A 20,029-nucleotide genomic window follows, 5' to 3' on the forward strand; every position below is an offset into this window, starting at 1 on the left:
GAGGTGAATTGAATGATCAAAGAACGCATCCCTATCTCTGGCGACCTGGGCAGCAAGGTCAAGCAGCTGATGGAGTACGCCGGATGGCAGGAAGGCCGCAGTGTGGATATTTCCATTGCGGAGAAGTATTACGCCGATCATGGCGTCCCGATGATGAAGACCACCCAGCGGTTTTACCGCAAATATTTCGGCCTGTGCTACGAGTGGTACCTGGCGCAGAAAAAGCTGAAATGGGCGGCTGACTTTGAGTTTGCTCTGTTCCCTTACCTGGTCAACGGAATTAAAAACCATTTGGAGGACGCCTATTTCCGGGATATGTCCGGCTGTGAGCTGGCGGAGATCGAGCAGGCAGCTGGTCAGAAGTGCCAGCCCATCGGTCACATCGGCTACTACTACCCGGCAGAGGTTTGGATCTCGGAGTATGGGAAACTGTATGCGAAATATGAGTACCAGGATGAGATTGAGTGCTTTCCAGATGTGTTTGCCCTGATCGAACGGGAACTGCGGCAGTGCAAATTTGATTCCGCTGCCATGAAAACTGTGGAGGCACTGGACGAAAAACTATGAAACAGGACTTTACGATTTGGCGCAATCAAATATTGCAGAATCCACGGGACATTTTACCGCTGAAATTCGGAATGTCGCAGGATGAGGTCATAGAAATCTTCGGGAATCCCGATGCCGTTTCCACCATGAGAAGCGACGGGAAACCTTTGATTCTCAAATATTGTGACATTGAACTGCATTTCGATAGAAAGGACCCTCATGAACTCTACTTAGTTTACAGCGACGATGAGATTGAGTTGAGCATCACAGCCGAGCACGGAGAAATGCTCCAACCGCTCACCAACACAGAGCCGGTGGACAACGAATTTTTCCTTCGGGATGGAGCGGTCTATTTCTCCGGTCTATATGAAAACGGCTTGTTGAAGGGTATTGCGCCCAAAGACTTCTGCTGTTGGCATTACTGGGGAAAATCCTCTACGGCCTGCTTTCTCAGCGGGATTCGCCTGCGTGGAGCAGACCCGGCGTCGTTTCGGGTGTTAAACTATGCCTACGCGATGGATAAAACAGCTGTCTACACCACCAGCGGGAGAATACCAGATGTAGAGCTGGCAGCCTTCCAGGTATTAGACAACGGCCAGAACGATTCGGGTGCGCCCCAGGGATATGCAAAGGACAGCCGACAGGTCTACTTCCACAACGGAGACGGCAAGGTGAAGATCATCAAGGGCGCGGAAGTTTCCTCTTTCCGCTCGTTGGGTGATACCTATTTTGCCAGAGATGAGAAGCGGATCTATGCCTACGGCAAACAGCTTCCAAAAGCAGAGCTGACTTCCTGGGAGCTGCTTGGGCACTGGTATTCCCGCGATGCCAAGCGGGTGTACTACCTCAACCGGGAGATCAAGGGGGCGGATCGGGACAGTTTCACAGTCTGCACTCCTGTGGATGCGGCTCCGCTTGCCGATCATCTGGCCCGCGACAAAGACCATTTTTACCAAAATGATGAGATAATGGAAGAAACGCTGTGGCTGGAACAGCTTCGCAAAATGACCCAAGAACCGTAAACGGAGGAAAACGGCTATGGACTATTTGAAGATATTACATGAAAACCCTGATTTGGCGGATGAATTTGATTCGCTGTTTGACTTCTTCCTGCTGGATGAGTTATCCCCGCGGGATGACGCAGAAGGCCGATGCACCTTTTCCCTGCCCGGCATGGCCTTTGCCAGAGATGGCTCCGGCGGAGAATACCACCTGTTGGAAGATGGCTCCATTGGATATTACAGCAGCGAAGGGGAGGCAGGCCGTCTGGCCGAGAGCATGGACGACCTCTTTTCCCTGCTTGTGAGCTGTATCTGCTGGCACGACTGCTGTGACACAAAGCAGTATGTAGATTCCAAAACATTGGAGGAGTATGGGCAGAGACAGCGCAACTGTAACTTGGAAGATATGGATATGGACAGCTTGCAACAGGTGTCTGATGCCCTCGGCATCCCTAACGGTGAGCCGCTGGCTCCGGTTCTGGAGCGGTTCCGCAAAGCAACCCAGCGTGAGCCTCTGTATCAGTGTATATTTCACGAGGACGACGGAAGCCTGACCGAATCATACGGTTTGATGTTTGAATGAGAAAGGAGAAATCACGATGAAAGCATTTGACCCCAATTACAAACTGCTGGACGAGATGTATCAGGACAATTACTATCCTGCTTTTTTGGTAGACAAGGTAAAGGACGAGCTTCAGAAGGTCATCGACCTGCTGGAAAGCGGCGAAACCGACACCGAAGTGGTGCAGGAAACACTGGACGAGGCGGTCTGCGGCATCAATGATCTCCAGGAGGAGTTTGACGAGCACGACAGCGAGATCGAAACGGTGGCACGGGAATGTATCGCGGCAACCGTGGCCTACATTCTGGAGTGGTTTGGCATCCCTATTGACACCGAGGAGGCCATCCGGGAACGGGACTGGTGAGCCCTATGGCAGAAAAAGAACTGGCCCTTAGTGATGAGTGCGGCAGCCTGTTTTTCAAAGGCTCCTCACAGATGATGGGGCTGTGCCCGGAATGTGCCCATATTCTCTATGGCTACCCGAATTGTGGCCATCATTTTCAGGATGGCCGGTGTGTGAACTGCTACTGGGATGGCTCAAAGAGTCTGTACATCAAGAAACAGAATCAACAGGAGGAAACTGATATGCCTATAACTGAATGGCTGAACAAATACGAAGCAATCAAGGATAAACTGACCTGTAAAGATGACTTGGAGGCCCATTTCACAGAGAAAGTGATTGGGAACATGGCGGTGGATGTACTGGACATCGGCGCCGTCCATTTCCCCACCGGGCAGATCTTCGCCTGTGATCCGCTGGTGGAACTGGAGGACACTCTGCCGTTCCTTCAAACGATCCCCGCCGGAACTTATCCCGTGAAAATCTGCGTGGTACCCAGCGAACAATACGGCGACCGCTACGCCTGCGTCAAGGTGGAGGTTTCTCAGAAGAAGCCTGTCCGCTATGAGCTGGGCATGGTGGGCAACGAGGAGTTGGACACGGCGCTGGGAGATGACGACTACTTCGGTTTCGGCGTGGATGCCGGGATGGGGTGTATTGCGGACATCCAGACCCAGGCGGCCTTCAAGACATACTGGGCCAAGCGGCTGGAGGTGGACCCGGACATCGACCCCTACAACGACTTGTTCTGTGACTTACTGGAGGAAAACGCCCAAGCCCACCCAAAATATCAGGGGGACTACGGCGACTGGCTCAACTGGACGGTGCCGGACACGGACTGCAACCTGCCCATCTTCGCTTCCGGCTGGGGTGACGGTTACTATCCCGTCTACTTCGGCTATGACGCCAAGGGCGAAGTCTGCGCCGTGTATGTGCGCTTCATCGACATTGAAGCCAGTTACAAAGAGCAGGAATAAGGAGGCACGCTATGGAATTACCAAAACGGGCGCGGACAGCGGACTGGGAAAACGGTGTCCTGACCTTAGACGGAGAAAAGAAATTTGAAATTCCGGAGCTGACCATGGAACTCATGGAGCGGCTGGCCGGTTACAGCCTGGTGGGATTCCATGTGAAAGATTATCCGGCGACGGATGAACTGCTTGCCCCCTTTGCCGGGCACAAAAGCATGGTGAATTTCGGTGTGGAGGACGGCGCGCTCACTGACGCCTGTTTCCCCGTCTTTTCCGCTATGCCAAAGCTACGCTATCTGCTGTTGGACGGCAATTCCGCCATTCACGGCAGGGGCCTGTCCGCCTTGCAAGGCTGCAAGCTGGATCTTTTGACCCTTAACCGCACCGGGCTGGATGATGCCGGTCTGCTCCAGGCAGCCTCCATCTCCAAACTCTCCCACATCCAGATTGACCATACCGCTGTGACATACGAGGGCCTGCTGGCCATCGCCGGCAACAACTATATCAAGCCGGTGGCCCATGTGCAATTTGCCAAGGAGCAGATGGAACACTTCTCCCGGCTCCAGCGGGAAAAGGCCAAAAAGCCCGTCCAGCTGGATGAACAGGCGGCGGCGGAATGTCGCAGAATCTTGTCCGCTTTTTTTGCCGAAATGACAGAATGGGAGCAGTATATGGAGCAGGCCGGGTTTGAAGATGCTGAGGCGGTGCCCCGCCTGCTGGCGATCTGGGAGAAGTATGTGAACGAAAAGCCCCGTCCGGGCTATCGACCTCTGGGCCTCTCATACAGCGCCCAGGGCACCTACAACGGGGAAGAATTCCTTGACGCAGAGCAGATCACCAAAAACAAGCTCTACATCTACACCAGGGAGAAAAACATCGGCTTTGACCGCCGCTTTCTTATGAAGCGTGTGGGCGAAGGCTGGAAGATTGATGCGGTGCAGGAGCGGCTGAACGGCTGGCAGCGCACGGAATTGTGAGGCATCACATGGCTTGGGAATATGAAACCTTTGGCCCGGACGGTCAATGCAAATTGTTCGGTGTGAACATCTTTGACTACGACTGGCAAACCACCGGCAAGCGGGTAAAAATCAAAGACCCCATCTATCACCAAGACCATACCTTCGAGGTCTGGCAGGTAGAGATTGATGGGCAGATCCACCGCTTTGCTGCTGGAGAGTTCTCCAACTGCGTATGGGGATTTTATTTAGAGAAAGACGGATGAAAGGAGTGTGTGGGCGCATGAGCCGAATCGTCGATAAACCCTACTTTACATACAGTGCATACAACGCCCTGACCTCCGGCATTCAGGTGAAATGCCCCAAGTGCCACGGCGCGGGTGTGGTGACAGCGGATGAGGATAACGCCTATTTCCGCTGTTTGAGTTGCGGCCATCAGGAGACCCGTGACCGGACGATTTACCGCTACGATGTCCATAACCAGTGCAAAAACTGCGGCAGGTACTACCGGGTGGATATTGAAGATGAGGAAAGGAAGCACTTTTCCGTTCTCCATGTGGCCTGTCCCTATTGTGGAACAACCATGTCGGGAGAAGTTCATAAAACAGCAGAGGCTTTCTCCTATATTGCTGATATTCAGGACGGACGAGAACCTTATTTCGGCCTGGAACTTTGGTTTTTGACCTCCTTCCAGGGTAAGCCAGTCTGGGCCCTCAACCGGGAGCACCTTGCCTATCTGATCAACTATCTCAGTGCCGATTTGCGGGAAAAGCCGATGGGAAGAGCGAAAATGACCCAGGCTGACCATCTCCCCACCTTCATGAAAACCGCAAAGAACCGGGAGCGGATCGTGAAACTGCTGAAGAAGTTACAGGAGGGATGAGGATGGAGCAGAAAGTAATTTACAACGGCCAAATTCTTACTCTGACTCGGTTTTGGGCAACAGGAGAGCCTTGCCTGTGGATCACCGACCCACAGCAGATCGGAATGCCTAAAATGGAATTTGTGGGAGGCCACCCGGACGAATACTGCATTTTCCTGAAGAATCTGACTGAAACAGAACTGTCACAGATCACATCTCTGGACGGCGCTCCACTGGATGTGAAAGAAGAACGAAACGACATCGAATGAGGAGAACACTATGAAAGACCTTTGCCAATACGGAAACCGACCGGAGGACGAATGGGAAATCTTGCCATGGATACCTGATCCGCGCCCGCCCTTCAAAATTTGGGCGAAGCTGGAGCAGATCGCGCCATTCTTTCTCATCCCCCACCACCCCTATGCGATCTCCCTTCTGCTGAAAATCAGTGACGGGTTCCGGACAGAGGAATTCCGACGGCTGGGACTGATTGGCAACAGCGAGGACTGGGAGCGGCTTGCCCGGGGCGTGATCCAGGAGTTCGAGGAAAATAACAGCGGCGTGGATCTGTTTCACTTCGACTCCGACGAAGATGTGTTCTGCGTATACTCCCAATACATCGATGACCTGATGCTGTTGTCCAAAATGATCCGAGCGGCCTGTGACAATGAAAAAACGATGCGGACTTATCTGGGCAAAGGAGAGGTGGAACATGAGAAATAAGGAGCAGGAGTTCGTATGGCAAAAAGTAATAGAAGCCTGCATGGAGAATGTGAAACACCACTTCGATGACATCCAGCAGGCCATTGAGTTTGGCTGCTACATCCAGCCGGACAACTACTTTGTGTCCTACATCTTTGCCACCGATGCACAATTAGAGACGGCGCGGCGGAGCGGCCTGACGGAACAGATCAATTCCTATCACAGAGGGCAGCTGATAAAGCGTCATTACCCCATTGAGGGAATCAAGGACTGCACCTTTGCCTCCCAGGAGGAATGTGACCGGGAATTTGGCGGGAATTGGTATTATTATTTCAAATGATACGATGAGGGAATCGAGATGATCGAGTACATCAAACTTTTTTGGGAGGGCGCACCGGAGGGAGAACCATTGGTGATCCTCTATGAAGTGGATACCGGAAATGAGCGGCTGGCCCTCCGCTCCATTGACATCTTTAGGGACGGCTGCACCCGCAACATACCCGACCTTTACGATGGAGCTATTGAAATCACGCCCGTCCCCACTGTGGAGGAACTGAACGCCCATGTCTGGGGCGAGGAATTCCACGCCTGCGTCATAGAGAAAGCGGAATTTGAGGCCATCTGGGAAAGCCACACCTATGATGGAGCGTTAAAAGAATCAGGAGGGTTCTGATGAAACAGACAGATATTTATACCGAAGCTCTGACCTGTCTGCGCTCCATCCTTCTGGCAGACCATCCAGAATTTCAAAACTGGATTGACTGGCTGGAGAGGGATATTCAGGACTGGATCCAGCGCCATGAGGTTGCCCACCATCTTCGGGCATACGGCGGCATGGGCTCGTTCAATGACCTGCCCAGTATGCGTGGAAATCATGACTATATTTTCGGCTTTCTCAAGTCCGTGTGCTATGCCTTCGGCCATCTTTATGGCAAACGGGAAGGCATTTCTCCGGAGGCACTGATGGAGGAGTGTCTGCACGATGTAGAGGAGGCAGCCTATCACCCCCATAAGCCACTGAACCAAGCCATTGCCCAGCACTTGATGCAGGGCGATTTACAGGAAAACCTGGATGCTCTGTGAGGGAAATACAATGCATGACATGAATTTGGAAAAAAACCGCAGTAAAATTCAAACTGCTTATAAAGTAAGCCCCTTCACAAAGGGTACCTGCCCAGAACCGGAGGATGCTGTGAAACGATTTGAAAGCAGGTATACTCCCATCCCCGCAGAGTACCGCTGGCTACTTTTGAACTTCGGCGGCTGCTATTTGGCAGAGCCGTGGATTTTCACACTGAAAGAGTTGGAAAAAGCCTACCCGATTTTTCAAGAGGCTTATGAGGATTACATGAGCGAATATGACCACGGTCCCGCCTTTCCAATCGGAGGATTGGGTGACGGGAGTATCGTATTTATCGACTTGGAGAGCGGCAGAGTCCGGGGCTGTAACTGTGACTATGCCGATCTGAAGGAGATTGCCGAGAATTTTTCCAGCCTGCTCCTGGACCTTGTGGAACAGGCATTGGAACTGGGAAAACTGTGCAGAGAATTGTGAGGTAAGCGTATGGCAAAGGACATCAGGGAGTGCCTGCTAGAGCAGGCAAGAAAATTTCATCAGTGGCAGGAAATCACTTATCCCGGAAAAAACACCGAGGAGATTGGCGGTGAGTGGGAGGTCGATTACCCTGCATGGAATGATATTTTTGATGCCTTTTGCCATGTGCTGACCCAAATGGATGCAGAAACGGCAGACAGCGTCCTGCTGGATGAGATGGTCTATCTGATAGCCAGGGACAACGAAGCGGAGGGGGTTATACAGGAGACCACTTCCCATCCACAATGGTTTGAGTGCCTCTGCCGCAGGGCCGTAGCCTCCAATGAGAATGAGGCCAAGTGGCAGTTTGCCGCCTATCTGCCGGAATGCTCATGTAGTCAGGAAGTCAGGGATATAATTCTGAATTTCGCAAAGGACCCCAATGAATATGTGAGCCGTCGGGCGCTTTTGGCGATGCCCGCTCTGCGTCCTGACTGTGTGGAACAGTTCGCTCCGCTGTTTTGGGAGCGCAACTGTTACCCTCCTGAACTTCAGGAATACCAGCGGATCGCTGTTCTGGTCTCGCTGGATGTCATCCATTCCGACCTGCTTCCACAATACTTGGAACGGGCCAAGCAGGATGGCCGGAGCTATCTGCTGGAACACGCAAAACGAATCGAAGGAGGACTTGCCATGAACGAAAAACTGTCCCGTCCCCAATTCAATCAAATGGATACCACCGAGAAGCAGGCGCTGATGGAAAGCCTGGCTGCTCATTATGATATGACCTTTCTCGGTCTACATACCTTTGACCGTTGGGGTCAGAGCTGCATCACCGGCATCTTCGAGAAAGATGGCCGGGAGTTCGTCTTTGTCCCCGGCGATACCGTCACCTTGGGCTGGGAGCAGTTTGCCGTGGGACTGAATCAGGAGAGCCGGGAGGAATTGGACTATCTGTTCCAGGAGTGGGAGATGGAACCGCAGAACCCGGAGGAGATGATCCGGGAAAGCATGGCTCCTGTTCGGCAGGCGGCCATTGGACCCATGCTGGTGGGCCGGGAGCTGGAGGAAATTAACTGGGAGCCAGTCAAAATGGACGATCCCAGGCTGACTGCCCACCCTGACTGGCTGAAGGAATTCCGTGATTTTGCCTGGAGTGACAGCAGCAGTCTTACCTTGCATCAGTCGGCTCGCATAGAACGGACAGAAGATGGATTTCAGACCTGGATCTATAACCGCACAGACTACGATGCGCTTCTTGCCAGGCTGGAAAAGCAGGGGCTTTCGCTGCCCACGGCGGACGAGTGGGCCTACCTGTGTGGCGGCGGATGTCGGACCCTGTTCCCATGGGGAGATGGGTTAGACTACTCCATGCATCTGCACTGGTTTGAGGACATGGATGAGGATGAGAACCGGCCCTATGACATGGAGGAACCCAACTTCTTCGGCCTGTCCATCGCCTACGATCCCTATATGCGGGAAGTGGTGCAGGCTGATAGGCTTACCACCTGCGGCGGTGACGGCGGATGCAATATCTGTGGTGGGCTGGGCCCATTTCTCGGTTTCCTACCCTGTTCGCCTCACTGTAAGCCGGAAGTGCAGGAGGACAATGAACTAAACGGAGATTATGACTTTTATCGGCCTATCATTCGGCTGGAGAACTATGATTGACAATAGAAGCTTGATACGAAATAAAGAAAGAGAGGTGCCGACATGGGAGCATGGGGTATAAAAGCATTAGAGCGTGACGAAGGGCTGGATGTACTGAACATCCTCAAAAATGAATATGTACCGGAGCATCCGGTAATGGATCTGGGTGAGATGATCGAACTGATGAAAGAGGAAGGTATGTTGGGAGAAGATCTCTCCGACATCGACTTTCTCTATGATAACACCGCTATGGCTCTGGCTGAGCTGTATTTCCAATGGAAGGATAACAGCAAGCTGGACTACGATCATGAAGAAGCTATATGGGATAAAATCACCGGTTTCACAGCATCCAAAGAAGCCATTGCCTTCCTGCTGCGGCAGCTCACCGACATCAAAAACGAGGTGCCGGACGAGGACGGCATCCGTGAGATTGTGGATCTTTGGAAGAACGAGGATAGCGGTGAGATCGCTCCTGAGTGGTTGGAACACTTGAATCAGCTCATTGATCGACTGGATTCAGAACAGGAGGTGCGGAAAATGTATATCAAAAAATACTGGGGCAACTTTATCGGAGGTTCCGATGACAGTCTGAACCTTGTGGCATTTTTAGAGGATCAGAAAAAGGAGGAGATCCCCCTCAGCGAGATTTTCGCCAAGATCGGTCTGGACAAGCAGAACTGGGACTTTCGCCAAACCGTGGAGTACCTGGAGTTTACACATTCCGATGGCGTGGAGATGGACTTCCACTTCGCCATTGATGTGGTCACCGACCTGGCCGCCATCCTGCTGGAGTGCAGCGTCAGTGGCAGTGTAAACCTTCAGGATCTGGACGAGTACAACACCCCCGCCCGCCGTATCCGCATCACGGTTACGCCGGAGGAGCACGACGCCATGAATAAGGCCCTGGCGGACTTTGTCCATGCCCCGCTGGAATACGACATCAGCGAGATGATGGGCGAGGATGAGATCACAGATATGGCTTATCAGGTGGAGATGCTGCGGAAAGAGCTGTACGAAGCCTCCGGCCGTAATCGGAACTACCATGTAAAGGCGGAAGATGTGAAACATCTGCTGCCCGACTGGGAGGGCGCCGATGGCTGTATCGCCACCAACCGCATCACAGTAGAGGGCCGCAAGGTGGGCTACTGCTACAGGGAGGAGCCGGACGGCGGCTGGGACAGCGGCTGGCGCTTTACCGCTGGTGACGAGAGCGAGGCGTACATGGATGATCCCAACAATGCCGGGATTTACAAGCTGAATACGATCTGCAACGACGATCCCGACATCATTTCGCTGTTGCATACGCCCGCCCCCTGCGCTTTTGAGCGGGACGAGAGTGGTGTGTTTCAGCAGATTCAAGGCTGGAAACCGGAACAGGATGAGGAGGAGCCTGATATGGATATTTTGAAGCAGTGCCAGAAGTGGCATGAAAACGACGAACACCAGAAGATCATTAACGCGCTGGAGGCTATTCCTGCCGAAGAGCGTACCCCGGAAATCGATATGGAACTGGCCCGGGCCTACAACAATCTGGCGAACCCCAGCGAGCCGGAGGGAAGAAAGCTGCTTCACCGGGCACTGGAACTGATGCAGTCCCAAGAGGAGAAATTTGGAGACACTTATTCCTGGAATTTCCGCATGGGATATGCCTATTATTATCTGGATCAGGAAGGCCGGGCTCTTCGGTATTTTGAAAAAGCTCTGGAACTGCATCCCGGTGATGATCCTAAGCTCAACACCCAACAGGACATTGAGGAACTGATTGACTGGTGCCAGAAGGGCATTTCCCTGCCGCAGTTCTCGGAGTGCTTCCGGGAGCGGACAGAGGACTGGTGGGAAACCTTTGCGGAAATGGAAGCAGAATTGCGCCAGATGATGGATGAGGACAAAGATCACACCCGCGGTGCCGAACTCGTGGCCCAAATGCAGGAAACCCTGAATCTGGTCTTTGATGAAATCTCCTTTGAAATGGGATTTAACGGCGAGAAGTACGAGCTGATCCTCACCCCGGAGGGTGATAAGGTCAAACTGTTTGAGCTGATCTACTTCCAGAAGCATGCCCCCAAGGAGGTGCTGGAGCACTGGAACATCCTTGTGGGCCGTCAGCCCATCCGAAACATCGGACTGCGCACCGACGATGGCTGGGATATCTCCGGGGAGGATGTGCAGATCTGGCTGGAGAAGCAGGGCGAAAACAGCTTTTCCATCTCCGCCTACTGTGAAAAGCTGCTGCCTATGCTCCGGGAGGAGGAAAGTAGGGCCTGGTGGATGCTCACCACCCTCACCGACCAGGTGCTGGGCGAGATCCCCCACATGAGATACATAGATAGCTTTGATGTGCTGGAGGAACCCAAGACAGAGCCGTCCTTCCTCCTGTCTCAGCTTCCCGACGCTCTGAAGGAGCGGGGGCTGGAACTCTCCACCGACCCGGAAGCCTATCTGGAGAGCTACCTTGGCTACAAAATGGAACCCAATGAAGATCCCGACGCCGATTGGCGGTTGGATACCATGGTGGGCTCCACTTGCTGTGTGCCGCTCATCAACGGCTATCTGAATGCCGACAATGATTTTATGGACGATCTCCATGCCGATGGCACGGTGGCGGGCTTCTTCTGCTATCCCCTGGATACCCTGCGGGAGGAGGAAGGCAGTCAGAAGATCTTCGACTTCCGAGACAAGCTGGAAGAAGTGTTTGCCACTGATGAAGGATCGGAAGTGCTCACTCTCACCGGCGGGGCCACCGGCCGCTACTGCGGCTATGTGGACTTCATCGCCTGGGACATCCAAGAGGCGCTGAACATGGCGAAAGAGTTCTTTGAAGGCACGGACATCCCATGGGCCATCTTCCACACCTTCCGCCGTGAAGCCGGTTCTGTACCCCTAAAGCAACAAGATGATGGGCCAGAAACTGAGAATCAGGATGACGAGTTGGATGAAACGCTTACGGGCATGGACTATATTCCTTATACCCAACAGAACGCCGAAGCATTCTTCGCTCAGCTGGAGCAGTGGAACGACGAGGACGAGTACACCCGCTGTATCCAGGCACTGAATGCCATCCCGGAGGACTGGAGGAACTACCGCACCGCCTACGCCCTGGCCCGTGCACTGGAGAACTACGCCATCATCGGGGACCATGACGAAGGTACTTTGAAATCCAAGGGAGACAAAGCCCTCCTGAGGGCCATTGAGGTGTTGGAGTCCGTCCGGGAGGAAGGCCAGGACAAGGCGGAGTGGAATATGCGGATGGCCTACGGCTATCAGTATCTCTATGGCCAGGAGGCAAAGGCCATTCCCTACGCCCAGCGTTGGGCAGAACTGGACCCGGAAGACGAGGACGCTCCGGCGGTGATTCGGGAGTGTAAGGCGGAGATCCGGAAACGCCAGCGCGGCCGGAAGAAGGCCAAATTCGTGCCTGGTAATACCCCTTTTGAGGGCTTCGACCTCACCAACTTCTGGGATGATAATTGGTATGCACTGAAAGAATATGTCAGTGAGCCGCCTTCCGATGAGCTGATTGCCAGCGTGGAGGAGGAACTGGGCTACAAGCTGCCCGCCGCCTACATCTGGCTGATGAAGCAGCACAACGGCGGCATTCCGGTGAATACCTGCTATCCCTGCGATGAGCCTACCTGTTGGGCAGAGGACCATGTGGCCATCACCGGAATTTTCGGCATCGGGCGAGAAAAGAGCTGCTCCCTCTGCGGAGAGCTGGGCAGCCAGTTTATGATCGATGAGTGGGAGTATCCCGCCATCGGCGTGGCCATCTGCGACTGTCCCAGCGCCGGACACGATATGGTTTTCCTGGACTACCGGGCTTGCGGTCCCCAGGGAGAGCCTGCGGTGGTCCATGTGGATCAGGAAAATAACTATAAAATTTCCCATCTGGCAGACAGCTTTGAGGAATTTATCCGGGGACTGGAGCATGAATCCCTGTATGATCCGGATGAAGAAGATACAGACGATCTCGACGAGGAAGATGACGCTGACGGGGAGGAAAACAGCCACACAGGCGTCTTCACCGGCTTTGTCCTCCTGTCCAAGGCAGAATGGGATAAAGAGCAGTTCATCCGGGACATGAAGGAAAAATGGGACATCACCGTGGATGAATACGACGCCAGCGAGGAAAAGGACGATGACGCCCTGGTGTTTGAAGTAGGCGATATGCTGGCCGCCGTCAGCCTGGCCTCCTCCCCTATCCCCGGTGGTGAGGCCGAGGTAAATGCGGAAAACAACTATATGTGGCCGGATGCGGTGAAAATCGCCAGGGAGCACTGTGCCCATATCATGGTGGCGGTGCTGGGCAAAGAGGAAAAGGTTCTGGAGAAGGGCAAGCTCTTCACCAAGCTGATGGCCGCTTGCTGCCGCCAGAGCTATGCCACCGGCGTCTACACCAGCGGCGTGGTGTTTGAGCCCCGGTTCTACGAGGGCTTTGCCGATATGCTCAAAGAGGACGAGCTGCCCATCTTCAACTGGGTCTGGTTCGGCCTGTACCGGAGCGAGGATGGCTTGAACGGCTACACCTACGGCATGGATGTATTTGGCAAGGAGGAGATGGAGGTGCTGAACACCGACGCCGAGCCGGAGGAACTGCGGGACTTTTTGGCAAGCCTTGCCTCCTATGTGCTGGCGTGTGATGTGACGCTACAAGACGGCGAGACTATCGGCTTTTCCGCGGACGATAAGCACACCATCACCCGCAGCCCCGGCGTCTCTCTGCCGGAGGAGCAGATGACCCTGAAAATCAGTTACGAGCCTATAAAGGGAGATCCGGAGGATGACAGCTGCGACCACTCAGACAATGATGACACGCAGGATGAGGAAGAATTCAGTAATCCCGAAGTCTACACCGAGGAGGAGATGGAGGCCGTCGAGGGGCACATTGAGCAGTATTTCGGCAAGGTCGAGAATGTGTTCCACGAGCTGGTTTCTCCCGACATCCATGTGGACATCTGCATGGTGCCGCCCACTGAGGAGCGGGACTATTACACCCTGGTCACCATGGGTATGGGTGCCCACCGGATGAATGTGCCGGTGGAACTGGCGGAATACAAGCTGGAGCGGGCGGAGCTGGCTATCGCGCTGCCTGCGGACTGGAAGTTGGATCAGGAGTCCATGAAAGACGAAAAGTGGTACTGGCCCATCCGCCTGCTGAAATCCTTGGCCCGTCTGCCCATCAACTGTGACAGCTGGTTGGGGCATGGTCATACGGTGGAGAACCGGGAACCATTTGCAGACAACACCAAACTGTGTACTGCTACCCTGATCGGTCTCCAGGATACGGAGGATGGCAGCGAGGTCTGCACTCTGCCGGGCGGCGAGGAGGTCAACTTCTATCAGGTCATTCCGCTTTATGAGGACGAGTTGGACTATAAACTGGAACATGATGTAGACGCTCTGCTGAACAAGATGAGGGGGATCAGTTTTGTCGTAAACCCCACTCGCCAGAATGCTATCACCCGTGGCACCCTTTCCAATGATGATTTTGACGGTGAGATGGACGACGCTTCCTATCACCTTGAGAGCATTGAGGAGAAGGAACTGCCTATTGACCCCATCAATGCTTATAACCACATGGCCATCTACCTGCGCTGGTGCATGGAGCACGACCTGATGGGTGAGGACTTCCTGAAAGAATACAGCGAAGTGGCCAAACAGGTCAAAGCTGACCCTGCCAGTGTGGATCTGCGGGAGTTTATCCGGGATGAGCTGGACGGCTGTCTGTTCTCTGTGCTATTCAATCAGCAAGGCCGTGCCTTTGCAGGCTATTACTACGGAGAGGGCGACAGCCCCTACTATCCTGCCGATGTTGACGACAACGCCCTCCGCTTCTTCGGCCCGGAGCGGTATCACTCCGCTGAGTTCCAGGACGAAGCCTACCTGTTCATCCCCTTTGACGAGGACTACTATCAGGTTATGGCAGAGGTGATCGGGGAACGTTTTGAAAACTGGCAGGGACAGGACTTCGACGGGGACACGCTGGAGCCTTCCGAGGTGGCCCAGGCCATCATGGAGTATCTGGACTGCGAGTGTACCTATTTCCCCTCCATGAAGGATGATGACCCCATCAGGTCGGCATACAGCTACGCCCAGCGGCTGGGGGTACGGGAGGGCTTTGTTCCCGTGCTTATCCAGGCGGATGATGAAACGCTGTTGGAGTGTCTGGTAATGAACGCCGATCCGGAGCATGATGCGGACTTCTATGAATTTGACCTCAAAACGGTAATGGAGTACCGGAAGAAGATGCTGGCCGCTCCCGTCAAGGACGGAAAGGCGGTTTTGGAGGAATTGACCGGCCAGCGTAAGGAAGAAGCCGAGGACGATGACATGGACTGGGAGGAGGAAGTCCTGGGCGAGATGGAGGGCGGCTATGACAATGACCGCTTCTCCTGCTATTGGGATTCGGATAGCCACATGACCTATCCGCTCATTCTGGCCAAAATTCCGGTCAAGAACCCCTGGGAGATCTTCGCCTACCTGCCCTTTGGGAACTGGAACGAGTGTCCCGATACGCCGGAACTGATGGCGGTGGCAAAATACTGGTTTGAGCAGCATGGTGCCATCCCCGCCGCTATGAGCCACGATGAGTTGGAGTTCCTGCTCCCGGCCCCTGTTTCCCAGGAGCAGGCTATGGAAGTTGCCACAGAGCAGTACGGCTTCTGCCCGGACATCGTGGATCAGGAGCAGGATGACCCCACTGTGGGCAATCTGGCGGATGTGCTGCGGCAGTCCACCGTCTGGTACTTCTGGTGGGATTGATGGGAGATTGTGACCATGAACGAATACCTGAAGCAATATATTGAACTCCAAAAGCAGTTTCGGGAGACAGAAGGAGATCCAGACAGTGTCCGTGCTCTCTATACCTTCAAGGAGAAACTGGAGCTGTCGGAAGACAAGCAGGCCAAGGAAGTGCTGGTGGATGTGTATGATCTGCTGGACTTCAAGAAGGATGCCTACGAACTGCTCTGCCAAATTGGAAATCGTTCCGACAAGAAGACCCTCAAGCGGTTGGGAGTCTTGAAGGACTATGCGGAAAATTGGGGCAATCACTACGCCATCCCCAAGCCCCAAACACCAGAGGAAAAGCAGAATGAGAAGGAGCGGCGGGCCCAGCTGGGTCTGCCCGCCTTCCGGTATCACCCCTACCCTTTGGAAACCGGCGCTTTTGAGGAGTCCGCGGATGGCGTTGTCTGCGACTGCTGTGGCAAGACGACCCATGTTTTCTATACAAATCCGTTCTTTTCAGTGGAGGATATTGCATATCTGTGCCCAGAGTGCATCGCCAGCGGCGAAGCGGTCCGGAAATATGACGGTAGTTTTCAAGATGATTTCTCTCTGGATGATGGTGTAGACGATCCGGAGAAGCTGGACGAATTGATCCACCGCACCCCCGGCTACTCCGGCTGGCAGCAGGAATATTGGCGTGCTCACTGCGGCGACTACTGTGCCTTTTTGGGCTATGTGGGTGCCAGAGAACTGCGGGCACTGGGTGTGCTGGAGGAGGTGCTGGACGATCCCATGTGGGACGAGGAGCAGAAAGATATGATCCGGGAATCCGTCAATGGCGGGCACCTGCAATGCTATCTGTTCCAGTGCCTCCACTGCGGAAAGCACCTGGTCTGGATGGATTTTGATTGAGGTGGCAACATGGAGAAGAAGGATTTTCCCAAGGGAACCAAGCCCCGCGAGATCTTCGTCTATACCTGTGAGCGGATCGCGGAGCCTTTGATCCCGCTGGGCTACAAATACCGTAAGAGCAAAAATGACATCTACAAAAAAGACGGCATCTTTGTGTTCTCCTTTTACTTTTCCCCCTCTATCTGCTTTGGCTCCACCACTTTTACTGCCTTCTTCGATGTGAGTTCCCCGGTGATTGCCCAGTGGCGCAGTGAGCAGGAAGGGACGGAGGAAACCTATGATGGTATCGTTGGTACCTCCATCGCCCGGCTGACCCACCGGTATGATGACTTCCCCCGCTATGAGGTATCTACTCTGCTGGAGCGGGAACGCTCCATCCAGGAGATTTCCGGGCAGATCCGGGACTATGCCCTGCCGTTCTTCGCCCGGTTTTCCGACTTGCCGAAGCTGCTGGACGATGTGGAACGAGAGGGGTTCTTCCCCTATCGGAGGGGGTTCGATGTCCCTAAGCGGAATCGGGAGTTCATCGAATGCTTCCCGGGAGTATCTGAAAAAGATATAATAAATTACAGTAAGAAAACAAAACGGAGGAAAGCGGTATGGAAGAAATCAGAAAGTTTTTATCGGAACCTGAGGAACATCAGGACGAATTTTGGGAAAGCGATGCTCTGATCTGGGTGGACTGGAGAGATTTTGATGAATCTATCATCGAATACTTCAATAAAAAACTGCCTGATGAAGATAAAATTCAGTTTGAATGTGTGGAAACAGAAAAAGAACGCGGTGTTGATATTTTTATGAAAAAGAATGGTGTCAGCGCACCGATCCCCTACGCAGATGATTGTACCGACCGTGACACTACACTGAGAAGTATTCAGGAGTATCTGTCGCCGCAGTATCAGCTCCGCTGGTATATGGGCTCGCTCGGTAGCGATACCCTCGCTTTCTGTATTTATCCCACTTCAGAATGGGAGCAGATAGAGCAGGAATTTGGCGCAGAAAAAGTTGCCTACTACTTTGCACCGGTGCAGGCAAACAGTGTCATGTTCGAAATGGATATGAATGAAGTTTTTGCTTTGCTGGAGCAAAGAGGAGACGCGTAAGATTAACTTGCAGGAGGAATCACCATGTCACAGATTGCATCCTTTTATCTTCTCAAAGACGGCCAGCGGCAGGAACTGTCCAACGGAGACTGCTCCGGCGTGGTCTATATGGCCATCTGGGACTGGTGTGAGAGCGAGCTGGATCTGGATGTCCGTTTTCCTGCTCCCCAGACGGAGGACACCCTGGACTGCGCTCTGCTGGAGCGAGATCTGGCGTATAATATGCTGGCAGCTCTGCGGGAGTGGGACCTCCCGGAGCTGGCCGCTGAAATTGCCCCTGACTGGGACCTGCCCACCGAGGCGGTGCAAAGCGGGCTTGAAACGCTGCGCTCCCATCTGGAACTGGTGCGGGGCGACGTTGCCCTGCTGTATGAAATGTTATAAGGCGGAGGGATACTATGCTGGCAAAGCGGTTTGAAGATATTTTACATAAGCTGGGCATGGCTGAACTGGAACACCCTCTGTTCTACCATGCGCCGGTAGGCATTCGGTTTGAGATCGGCGGGGAGGAACCAATCTATCTGGACAGGAGTGCGGCGAAGCTGAGAACCAACCCCGCCTATGTTCAGGGGGCGCTGGACCGGGCCGCCGCGATCTATCGGGCACTTCCGGAGGTGCCGGACCTTCTGCGGATCGACGGATATCCCGATGAAGAACCTGCCGAGTCCCTGCTGACCGTTATCCGGCAGCGAATGGGACTCCCGGTTCCCAATGAGCAACTTCCGGTCATAGAGCTGGACGAAGATGGGGATACCCATGCACAAGTGCAGTTTTACTGGGATCTCAGCGGGATTACCTTTCAGCCGGAGCAACTTTTGCAGGAGATCATTCTGGGAGATATCGGAGGCTGGGCCGGCTTTGTGTCCAGCGTCTATCTGACAGGGCCTGGACCGTTCCTCTACCACCTGTACGATGACCGGGGGCTGGATGTGCTGGGCAGTTCCAGAGAACTGCTTTTGCCGCTTTACCATCAGTTTCATGGCTGGATCTTGGAGTATAATCTGGAGCAGATTGACCGGGTGTTTACAGCGGAGCAACCACAGCGGCAGAAGTTCACCATCGACGGTCGCCGCTTTTCTAACATGGCTGGTTTTTATGACGAGGTGGAGCGGGTGTTTACCTTTGGTTTGGACCGGAAGAACGGTCGGAACCTGAACGCTTTCAACGATATTCTCCGGGGCGGTTTTGGACGGCATGAGTATGGACAGCCCATCCACATCCAGTGGTTGGCCTATGAAAAAAGCGTCCGTAATCTCGGAAAAGTGACTATGGACACCATTGTGGAAATCATTTTGGATACAGACCATTCCGGGCACGACTGTACCCTGGAACGGTTTTGACCGAACAGAAACGGAGGCAATACTATGGGACTTGACATCTACGCCGGAACATTGACCCGGTACTATTCTCACAACTGGAAAACCGTTGTCCAGCAGTGGGCGGAGGAAAACGGATACTCCTTCAACTGCATCACCCCGGATGGGGAACCTGCTGATAACGAGGAAGAAATGTCCCCGGCTGAGGTTCAGGCGGCGGTGGAGAACTGGCGGGATCAGATCTTGAGCGCCATTTCTCAGCCGGGCCAGCCCCCCTACGCTCCCTGGCTTGAAGATAATGAGAAACCTTATTACACCGACAAGCCGGATTGGGATGCCTTCGGCGCTATGCTGCTGGTGGCCGCCTGTCGTACATACGAGGAACCGGTGCCTTCCACCGTGGAGAAGGACTGGATCTTCGGGGAGCATCCTCTGGTCGCCCGTCTTGCATCGGACGAGGAGCGGGTGTGGTCCCTGCTTCGGGGCGCAACTTGGTGGCTGCCTCTGGCGGATGCCTTCTTCTTTCAGGCGCCTCTGCCCACCGATGATCAGGCGATGATCGCCACCCTGGGCGGACTGCGGAAGGAACTGGAAAAGCTGAACCAGCTGGCATGGCAGGCAGATGAGGATACCATCCTTGGTTGGGCAGACACGGAGGGATACCCGGTAGACGGGACCCTGGGCCCGGATGGACAGTACAGCAAGGCGGACATCCCGGAACACACCCAGTATGACACCCAATCCCTTGCCAAGTTTGCCTTCTCCATGTTCTGGCGGGCCATGCGGTTTGCCGAGGAACAGCAGGTGCCCATCCTGCTTGATTATTAAAGAGGATTCATCAGGAGGTG

22 protein-coding genes are annotated in these 20,029 nt (G+C 53.9%); all 22 read left to right on the plus strand.

Going from position 1 to position 20,029, the window contains the following annotated elements; genetic code table 11:
* Positions 1-12 precede the first annotated feature (12 nt).
* Positions 13-567: an SUKH-3 domain-containing protein gene (locus DW931_RS13000; protein WP_002593775.1), complete on the plus strand. Its 555-nt coding sequence runs from the start codon at positions 13-15 to the stop codon at positions 565-567.
* Between the two features lie 71 nt (positions 568-638).
* A complete protein-coding gene (locus tag DW931_RS13005) occupies positions 639-1,568 on the plus strand; it encodes a DKNYY domain-containing protein (RefSeq protein WP_243036954.1) in 930 nt (309 codons plus the stop codon).
* Positions 1,569-1,584: 16 nt separating this feature from the next.
* Positions 1,585-2,130 (plus strand): hypothetical protein, encoded by a 546-nt coding sequence (locus DW931_RS13010; protein WP_008400358.1) that lies wholly within the window; start codon positions 1,585-1,587, stop codon positions 2,128-2,130.
* Between the two features lie 16 nt (positions 2,131-2,146).
* Positions 2,147-2,473, plus strand: coding sequence for a DUF5713 family protein (locus tag DW931_RS13015; RefSeq protein ID WP_002593772.1), 327 nt, complete (start codon positions 2,147-2,149; stop codon positions 2,471-2,473).
* A gap of 5 nt (positions 2,474-2,478) precedes the next feature.
* Positions 2,479-3,426 (plus strand): DUF4241 domain-containing protein, encoded by a 948-nt coding sequence (locus DW931_RS13020; RefSeq protein ID WP_002593771.1) that lies wholly within the window; start codon positions 2,479-2,481, stop codon positions 3,424-3,426.
* A gap of 11 nt (positions 3,427-3,437) precedes the next feature.
* Entirely contained in the window at positions 3,438-4,397 is a 960-nt protein-coding gene (locus DW931_RS13025; protein WP_002593770.1) for an NTF2 fold immunity protein, read from the plus strand.
* 8 nt (positions 4,398-4,405) lie between these two features.
* Positions 4,406-4,642 (plus strand): hypothetical protein, encoded by a 237-nt coding sequence (locus DW931_RS13030; RefSeq protein WP_002576922.1) that lies wholly within the window; start codon positions 4,406-4,408, stop codon positions 4,640-4,642.
* Between the two features lie 17 nt (positions 4,643-4,659).
* Positions 4,660-5,259: a hypothetical protein gene (locus DW931_RS13035; protein WP_002593769.1), complete on the plus strand. Its 600-nt coding sequence runs from the start codon at positions 4,660-4,662 to the stop codon at positions 5,257-5,259.
* Positions 5,260-5,261: 2 nt separating this feature from the next.
* The gene (locus tag DW931_RS13040) at positions 5,262-5,507 is read left to right on the plus strand and encodes a hypothetical protein (RefSeq protein ID WP_002569132.1); all 246 of its coding nucleotides are present in this window, start codon (positions 5,262-5,264) and stop codon (positions 5,505-5,507) included.
* Between the two features lie 10 nt (positions 5,508-5,517).
* Entirely contained in the window at positions 5,518-5,961 is a 444-nt protein-coding gene (locus tag DW931_RS13045) for an Imm51 family immunity protein (protein WP_002593768.1), read from the plus strand.
* On the plus strand, positions 5,951-6,280 hold the full coding sequence (locus DW931_RS13050; protein WP_002593767.1) for a hypothetical protein: 330 nt from the start codon (positions 5,951-5,953) through the stop codon (positions 6,278-6,280). Before DW931_RS13045 ends, DW931_RS13050 begins: the two co-directional genes overlap by 11 nt.
* A gap of 18 nt (positions 6,281-6,298) precedes the next feature.
* Positions 6,299-6,613 (plus strand): hypothetical protein, encoded by a 315-nt coding sequence (locus DW931_RS13055; RefSeq protein ID WP_002593766.1) that lies wholly within the window; start codon positions 6,299-6,301, stop codon positions 6,611-6,613.
* Complete coding sequence (locus DW931_RS13060) at positions 6,613-7,023, plus strand: hypothetical protein (RefSeq protein ID WP_002593765.1); 411 nt, start codon at positions 6,613-6,615, stop codon at positions 7,021-7,023. Before DW931_RS13055 ends, DW931_RS13060 begins: the two co-directional genes overlap by 1 nt.
* Positions 7,024-7,132: 109 nt before the next feature.
* Positions 7,133-7,495: an SMI1/KNR4 family protein gene (locus DW931_RS13065; protein WP_330363956.1), complete on the plus strand. Its 363-nt coding sequence runs from the start codon at positions 7,133-7,135 to the stop codon at positions 7,493-7,495.
* A gap of 9 nt (positions 7,496-7,504) precedes the next feature.
* A complete protein-coding gene (locus tag DW931_RS15985; RefSeq protein WP_002593763.1) occupies positions 7,505-9,145 on the plus strand; it encodes a hypothetical protein in 1,641 nt (546 codons plus the stop codon).
* Between the two features lie 42 nt (positions 9,146-9,187).
* Positions 9,188-15,883 carry a DUF2185 domain-containing protein gene (locus tag DW931_RS13075; RefSeq protein WP_118626993.1) on the plus strand — a complete coding sequence of 2,232 codons (6,696 nt, stop codon included), beginning with the start codon at positions 9,188-9,190 and terminating at the stop codon, positions 15,881-15,883.
* 15 nt (positions 15,884-15,898) lie between these two features.
* Positions 15,899-16,762: a CbrC family protein gene (locus DW931_RS13080; RefSeq protein WP_002593761.1), complete on the plus strand. Its 864-nt coding sequence runs from the start codon at positions 15,899-15,901 to the stop codon at positions 16,760-16,762.
* A gap of 9 nt (positions 16,763-16,771) precedes the next feature.
* Positions 16,772-17,434 (plus strand): DUF4304 domain-containing protein, encoded by a 663-nt coding sequence (locus tag DW931_RS13085; RefSeq protein WP_002593760.1) that lies wholly within the window; start codon positions 16,772-16,774, stop codon positions 17,432-17,434.
* Complete coding sequence (locus DW931_RS13090) at positions 17,362-17,865, plus strand: hypothetical protein (protein ID WP_038292374.1); 504 nt, start codon at positions 17,362-17,364, stop codon at positions 17,863-17,865. The genes DW931_RS13085 and DW931_RS13090 overlap by 73 nt, the downstream gene beginning before the upstream one ends.
* Before the next feature lie 24 nt (positions 17,866-17,889).
* The gene (locus tag DW931_RS13095) at positions 17,890-18,249 is read left to right on the plus strand and encodes a hypothetical protein (protein WP_002593758.1); all 360 of its coding nucleotides are present in this window, start codon (positions 17,890-17,892) and stop codon (positions 18,247-18,249) included.
* A gap of 14 nt (positions 18,250-18,263) precedes the next feature.
* Positions 18,264-19,205, plus strand: coding sequence for a DUF3885 domain-containing protein (locus DW931_RS13100; protein WP_002593757.1), 942 nt, complete (start codon positions 18,264-18,266; stop codon positions 19,203-19,205).
* A 24-nt stretch (positions 19,206-19,229) separates the two neighbouring features.
* Entirely contained in the window at positions 19,230-20,009 is a 780-nt protein-coding gene (locus DW931_RS13110) for a hypothetical protein (protein WP_002593756.1), read from the plus strand.
* Positions 20,010-20,029: the final 20 nt, after the last annotated feature.

It is taken from the genome of Clostridium sp. AM43-3BH, assembly GCF_003479985.1.
Lineage (GTDB): Bacteria > Bacillota > Clostridia > Lachnospirales > Lachnospiraceae > Otoolea > Otoolea fessa.